Origin of the sequence: Actinomadura sp. RB99 (assembly GCF_014706005.1) — a bacterium.
GTDB lineage: Bacteria > Actinomycetota > Actinomycetes > Streptosporangiales > Streptosporangiaceae > Spirillospora.
Genome location: NZ_JABMCA010000168.1, coordinates 1 through 1784, shown reverse-complemented (window position 1 = coordinate 1784; position 1784 = coordinate 1). Strand labels below are relative to the sequence as shown.

At 72.8% G+C, this 1784-nt stretch carries 2 protein-coding genes; both read left to right on the top strand.

Features of this window, described 5'->3' with window-relative positions:
- Nucleotides 1-128 precede the first annotated feature (128 nt).
- A complete protein-coding gene (locus tag amrb99_RS49335; protein WP_190869018.1) occupies nt 129-827 on the top strand; it encodes a hypothetical protein in 699 nt (232 codons plus the stop codon).
- 67 nt (nt 828-894) lie between these two features.
- Nucleotides 895-1784, top strand: an 890-nt coding sequence (locus tag amrb99_RS49330; protein ID WP_206700429.1) for a hypothetical protein, incomplete at its 3' end; no start/stop codon positions are given.

Sequence of the window (1784 nt, the reverse complement as noted above, 5' to 3'; positions counted from 1 at the left end):
GTCGGCCCGCGCTGCCCTGCCCACACGCCCGCCCGGCTCGCCGGGCGGGCCGAGCCCGAAGACCTGCTCGCGCAGTCGCTCGCGCAGTCGATCGCCCGCCGCGACGCGGGCCGGAAGGAGTCGGACCGATGACGCCGACCGTCGAGAACACGGCCTCGTTCGCTGTCCCGCCGACGTGGCTCACGGGCTCGTGCCCGCAGTGGTGCCAGAGCAGCCACGAGGAGAGCCACACCTACCCCGACCGGGTCCACTGGAGCGCCGAAGCGTGCGTGCCGATGTCGGCCGCGCCCGGCGACACGGCGGCGCCCGGACGCTCGCTGCTCGACGAGTACGACCCCGACGAGGTCCGGGTCTACCTCACGCAGCACTACCGCGAGTGCGGCCCGCGCATCGAGGTCGGACGGACCGACGAGCCCGTCCGGATCGCGCTCACCCCGGCCGAGGCGAACCAGCTCGCCGACGCGCTGCGGTTCATGGTCGGCCTCGCGACGGCCGCCGTCGCCGGACGTCCGGCCGCCCCGGCGGCCGGGGACGGCGCGCTCGTCGAGATCACGGTCGGCGCCGACGGGTTCCTCGACCCCGACGTCGCCCGCAAGGCCGTCCGATCGGTCGCGGGCGACGACCGGCCCGCCTACGTCCTGGTCCGGGGACACCTGGACCGGCCCGGCGGCTACGACGTGTCCGCCGCCGCCCGCGAGATCGGCTCCGCGCTCTGGGCCGCGCGCGACATCCACGTCCTGGCGTCCGGCCCCGGCGCCGCCGCGTTCGGCGCCGCGATCCGGCACCACGCGGAGGACGAGCGGAAGTTCCGCGCCGCCAGCGAGTAGCCCGCCGCTCCACGGTGGGGCGGTTCCGGCCGCCCCACCTCCCCGACCGATCGACAGGAGGACCCGAGTGGCGGACGGCACGCACCGAGGCCGGTGGATCGACGCCGTGTTGCGCACGGGCCTGATCACCGACACGACGCGCGTCGCGCTTCTCGCGCTCGCTCTCGAAATGGCTGACGACGGAAGGGTCTCTGTGCCTAGACGGGAATTCGCCGCCCGGCTCGCGCGGTCCGAGCGGCGGATCGACGAACGGATCACGGCGGCCGTCGAGGCCGGATTCCTGGTGCGCTTGGTGCGCGGCCAGAAAGGACAGACGGCCGTCTATCTCGCGACGCTCCCCGCCCACTTCAGCGCGACGCCTGATCGTCGCACTGAGAACGGTTCTCAGCGCGACGATCCCCAGCGCGCTGAGGCCGGTTTTCAGGGCGCTGGAAACCGTCGCGCTGAGAACCGTCAGCGCGACACCCCACCGTCGCGCAGACAGCCGTTCAGCGCGACACCCGGGGGTCGCACCACATACAGAGATCACCAACAGGAAGGTGATCACGGTCCTGCCCCCAGCACACCCGCACTTTTCGACGAAGAACAGAACGAGCCGCCTCCGGCGGGGGGCGCGGACGCCCCGGAGATCAACGCCGGGACCGCCGTCGCCGCGTACGTGGACTCGATGACCGACACGACCGGAGAAAGGCCGACGACAAGCCTGATCAAGCGACTCGGAAAGCAGGCGAAAGAGCTGCTCGCCGAGGGCCGCGATCCGCAGCTCGTCGTCGAGGCCGCGCAATTGCTCGGCCGGAACCCGCAATACACGAACCTCGGACAGGAATATTTGATGCTCGCCCGCAACCGATCGGTGCCGTCCGGCCGCCAGGTGCGCGCCGACCGTCCCGCAGTCGGCGCGCTCGCCAACGTGAACGCCGCGTGGGACGCCTGGGCCCCGGATGCCCCGGACGGTGG